The sequence below is a fragment of the Streptomyces katrae genome, from assembly GCF_000966975.1.
Lineage (GTDB): Bacteria > Actinomycetota > Actinomycetes > Streptomycetales > Streptomycetaceae > Streptomyces > Streptomyces katrae.
This window is the reverse complement of the sequence record NZ_JZWV01001269.1, coordinates 1-4694: the sequence shown is the minus strand read 5'-3', so window position 1 is coordinate 4694 and position 4694 is coordinate 1. Positions and strand designations below refer to the sequence as shown.

The following is a 4694-nucleotide window of genomic DNA, read 5'->3' as shown; positions in this document are numbered from 1 at the left end:
GGGTGGCCGGGTTGGTGCGCCAGTCCGAGCCGGCCGAGGCCATCTTCGAACCGGGGAGCGCCTGGACCAGGCCGTAGGCGCCGGACGAGGAGTTCACGGCCTGGTAGTTCCAGGTGGATTCCTCGTTGATGATGTTGGAGAAGCACTGGAACTGGCCCGAGGGGACCAGCTGCCGGGCGATGTCCTTGACCTGGGCGACCGTGTAGGAGCCCTGGACGGGGAAGTCGCCGGCGTCGCGCGTGGCCGAGCGGCTGGCGATGCCTTCGGCGGCGTCGCGCTCGTCCTTGAGCTTCTTGGCGTCCGCGTCCTTCTTCTCCTGCTCCGCCTTCTGCGCGTCCGCCTTCTTGGACTTGGCGTCCTCGGCGGCCTGGATGCGGGCGGCCTCCTCCGCCGAGCGCTTGGCGTCGGCGTCGGCGGCGTGGGCGAGGGCGTCGGCCTGCTGGGCCAGGGACCCGCTCTGGACCTGGGCCTGCTCGCCGACCGGGATGTCAGTGAGGAGAGTCGCTCCGGACGCGGTCGTCTCGAGGTCGTTCGAGGTGGCGGCGTCGCCAGTGGCGACGCCGACGACTGCGCCGACGGTGGTGACCGCGGTGGCCGAAGCCACTGCGAACCCCCGGACCGAGATCCGGCTCACACGGTGTCCTTCCAGCAGCGTCCGCAGTGACCGCGCGAGCGCAAGAGTGCCCCTTCGACACTGGACTCCGTGGTGTTCTGGTCACTGGAGACACTGGCCCGCGGGCAACTCCCTCTCGGGGGCTGCCACGTGAAACCGGGCGGCATACGGTCAACGGCTGTGGAGTTGTGGTGCTGCGCGTATCCCCAACCGGAGATACAGAGGTGCCGTATGCGGGGCCTGACGGAAAACAGACTCTGCCGGACCTCGACGCCGCAAGGCAATTCCGCGTTGCGTGTTAAAGGTCACATCAGGCAGGACGCCGCTGTTTTCGCCAAATCCCTGTGCGGAAGGGCGCCGTCCGGCTAGGCTCCTGCGCCTTTGCCGGACGGCGCCAACTCACCGTCCCGCTATGGGTGATTTGGCCGATCAGAGCGTTTCGAGCATCTCCGTCACGAGTGCGGCGATCGGGGAGCGCTCGGAGCGGGTGAGCGTGACGTGGGCGAAGAGCGGATGCCCCTTCAGCTTCTCAACGACGGCGACCACCCCGTCGTACCGGCCGACCCGCAGATTGTCGCGCTGGGCCACGTCATGGGTCAGAACCACCCGCGAGTTGGCGCCGATACGGGACAGAACGGTCAGCAGGACGTTCCGCTCCAGGGACTGGGCCTCGTCCACGATCACGAAGGCGTCGTGCAGGGAGCGGCCGCGGATGTGCGTGAGCGGCAGGACCTCCAGCATCCCGCGGTTCAGCACCTCCTCGATGACCTCGCGCCCGGCGACCGAGGAGAGGGTGTCGAACACCGCCTGCGCCCAGGGGCTCATCTTCTCGGACTGGTCCCCGGGCAGGTAGCCGAGCTCCTGGCCGCCCACCGCGTACAGCGGCCGGAAGACCATCACCTTCTGGTGCTGGCGGCGCTCCAGGACCGCCTCCAGGCCCGCGCACAGCGCCAGCGCCGACTTTCCGGTGCCGGCCCGGCCGCCCATCGAGATGATGCCGATCTCCGGGTCGAGCAGCAGGTCCAGGGCGATGCGCTGTTCGGCGCTGCGGCCGTGCAGCCCGAAGGCGTCGCGGTCGCCCCGCACCAGGCGGACGTTGCCGTCGGCGGTGACCCGGCCCAGGGCCTTGCCGCGCTCGGACTGCAGGATCAGTCCGGTGTGCACCGGGAGTTCGGCGGCCTCCGGGACGTAGAGCCGCTCCTCGGAGTAGAGGAGGTCCACCTGCTCCCCGGAGAGGGCGAGCTCGCTCATGCCGGTCCAGCCGGCATCCGTGATGGCCAGCTCCGCCCGGTACTCCTCGGCCAGCAGACCCACGGACGAGGCCTTGATGCGCAGCGGGAGGTCCTTGGACACGACGGTGACGTCGTAGCCCTCGGCCTGGAGGTTGCGGGCGACCGCGAGGATGCGCGAGTCGTTGTCCCCCTGCCGGAATCCCGCCGGCAGGGCGGCGGTGTCGGAGTGGTTGAGCTCGACGCGCAGGGTCCCGCCCAGATCGCCCAGCGGGATGGGGGCGTCGAGGCGGCCGTGGCGGACCCGGAAGTCGTCGAGGAGGCGCAGGGCCTGACGGGCGAAGTAGCCGAGCTCGGGGTGGTGCCTCTTCGCCTCCAGCTCGGTGATCACCACGATCGGGAGCACGACCTCGTGCTCGTCGAAGCGGGAGATCGCATTGGGGTCTGCCAGCAGGACGCTGGTGTCGAGGACGTAGGTCCGCCTGTCGGACAGGCGGCGCTTAGTGCTGGTCACCACGGAAGGACGTACCCCCTCGGAAGAGGTCGGGCCATGAAGACCGGACCGGTCAACGGCGCCTGTGCCAGGGCCGCGTTCCGGCCCTCCAATCCGTCCGTGCGAACCGCACGCTCGTCCTGGTGCAAAGGGCCTCCCGGGCGGACGGCCCTGTGCCGCCCGCTGAGACTCGACACCCGTGGATCGGGCATCGACCTGCAAGGCTTATGCCCTTGAACGAGGGCGCCCATGCCATGGCATATGACGGACGCTCGGTGAACCCCAGGTGAAGGCTTCACCTGGGGGACGGACGGGACCGGAGGGCCTCCGAGGGGGTTTTCGGACTCCGTGGGTCCGCCGGGGCCTCAGGTCCCGTAGCGGCGGTGCCGGGCGGCGTAGTCGCGCAGGGCACGCAGGAAGTCGACCTTGCGGAAGGCCGGCCAGAAGACCTCACAGAAGTAGTACTCGGAGTGCGCGCTCTGCCACAGCATGAACCCGGACAGCCGCTGCTCGCCGCTGGTGCGGATCACCAGGTCCGGGTCGGGCTGGCCGCGCGTGTAGAGGTGCTCGGCGATGTGGTCGATGTCCAGGACCTCGGCGAGCTCCTCGAAGGAGGTGCCCTTCTCGGCGTGCTCCAGGAGGAGCGAGCGGACCGCGTCGGCGATCTCCTGGCGGCCGCCGTAGCCCACGGCGACGTTGACCAGTATCCCGCCGATGTCGTGCGTGGCCTGCTCGGCCTCCTTCAGCACGGTCTGCGTCCGGGACGGCAGGATGTCCAGGTTGCCCACGTGGTGGATGCGCCAGCGGCCGTCCTCAGCGAGGCCCCTGACGGTGTTCTCGATGATGTTGAGCAGCGGAAGGAGCTCGCCCTCGGGGCGGTCCAGGTTGTCCGTGGAGAGCATCCACAGCGTGACGACCTCGACGTCCGTCTCGGTGCACCAGCCCAGCAGCTCGGAGATCTTGTCGGCGCCGGCCTGGTGGCCCTGCACCGTCGAACTTCCGGACGCCTTGGCCCAGCGCCTGTTCCCGTCCAGGATGACGCCGATGTGCTTGGGCGACGCGTCATGGTCGAGGCGACCTTCCACCCGGCGTGCATAGAGCTTGTACACCAGGTCGCGCAGCTTCACGATCTTCCAGCCCCTCCGTGCAATGCCCCCGTACGAATTGCGGTCTCCCCCGAGTCCCCGCCACATTACTGCGCGCCGGGATGGGGTACCCAACTCGGTAGGTCACAAGTCCGTGATAGCAAGGACAACGTGACTGATAACAATCCCTATCGGGCAGACCACTCCCGCTACGATTCCATGCCCTACCGGCGCACCGGTCGCAGCGGCCTCAAGCTTCCCGCCATCTCCCTGGGCCTCTGGCACAACTTCGGCGACGACAAGTCCCTGGAGTCCCAGCGCTCGATCCTGCGCCGTGCGTTCGACCTGGGGGTGACCCACTTCGACCTGGCCAACAACTACGGCCCGCCGCCGGGCTCCGCCGAGCTGAACTTCGGCAAGATCTTCGCCCAGGACTTCGCGCGCCACCGCGAGGAGCTGGTCCTCTCCACGAAGGCCGGCTACCTGATGCACCCCGGCCCGTACGGCGAGTGGGGCAGCCGCAAGTACCTGCTCGGGTCGCTGGACGCCTCGCTGGAGCGGATGGGCGTCGACTACGTCGACATCTTCTACTCGCACCGCTTCGACCCGGAGACCCCGCTGGAGGAGACCATGGGCGCGCTCGCGTCCGCGGTCCAGCAGGGCAAGGCGCTGTACGTCGGCGTCTCCTCGTACACGGCGGAGCAGACCGCCGAGGCCGTGCGGATCCTTCGCGAGATGGGCGTGCGCCCGCTGATCCACCAGCCCTCCTACTCCATGATCAACCGCTGGACGGAGGAGGACGGGCTGCTGGACACCCTGGAGGAGTCCGGCATGGGCTGCATCGCCTTCGCGCCGCTGGCGCAGGGGCTACTCACCGGCAAGTACCTGCGGGGCATCCCGGAGGGCTCCCGGGCCGCCGCGGGCAAGTCGCTGAACCCGGCGCTGCTCTCGGAGGACGTGGTGCGGCGCCTGACCGGCCTCAACGACATCGCCGCCCGGCGCGGCCAGTCGCTGGCCCAGCTCGCGCTGAACTGGGTGCTGCGGGACGAGCGGATGACCTCGGCGCTGATCGGCGCGTCGAGCGTGAAGCAGCTGGAGGAGAACGTGGCCGCGCTGGCCGGGGCTCCGCTGTCGGAGCAGGAGCTGAAGGAGATCGACTCCTTCGCCGTCTCCACCCCCGGCACCAACATCTGGGCCCAGCGCGGCTGACCTGCGCTTTTGCCCGGGCGGGAGGGAAAAGAAAAAACGGGCCGGTCCGTGGGGGGGATACGGAC

At 69.2% G+C, this 4694-nt stretch carries 4 protein-coding genes; 1 reads left to right on the top strand and 3 read right to left on the bottom strand.

The genetic code is table 11. From position 1 onward, the window contains the following. The 3 genes from VR44_RS36015 to VR44_RS36005 form a co-directional block, all read right to left on the bottom strand. Positions 1-634: aggregation-promoting factor C-terminal-like domain-containing protein (locus VR44_RS36015; RefSeq protein WP_045951870.1), on the bottom strand; the 634-nt coding region annotated here is incomplete at its 3' end. Positions 635-1042: 408 nt separating this feature from the next. Beyond that, positions 1043-2359 (bottom strand): RNA 5'-3' helicase PhoH2, encoded by a 1317-nt coding sequence (gene phoH2 / locus VR44_RS36010; protein WP_045951869.1) that lies wholly within the window; start codon positions 2357-2359, stop codon positions 1043-1045. Between the two features lie 341 nt (positions 2360-2700). Continuing rightward, the gene (locus VR44_RS36005) at positions 2701-3462 is read right to left on the bottom strand and encodes an isoprenyl transferase (RefSeq protein ID WP_045951868.1); all 762 of its coding nucleotides are present in this window, start codon (positions 3460-3462) and stop codon (positions 2701-2703) included. A 129-nt stretch (positions 3463-3591) separates the two neighbouring features. Here VR44_RS36005 and mgrA point away from each other — a divergent pair, with 129 nt between their 5' ends. Then, positions 3592-4629 carry an L-glyceraldehyde 3-phosphate reductase gene (gene mgrA / locus VR44_RS36000; protein ID WP_045951867.1) on the top strand — a complete coding sequence of 346 codons (1038 nt, stop codon included), beginning with the start codon at positions 3592-3594 and terminating at the stop codon, positions 4627-4629. Positions 4630-4694: the final 65 nt, after the last annotated feature.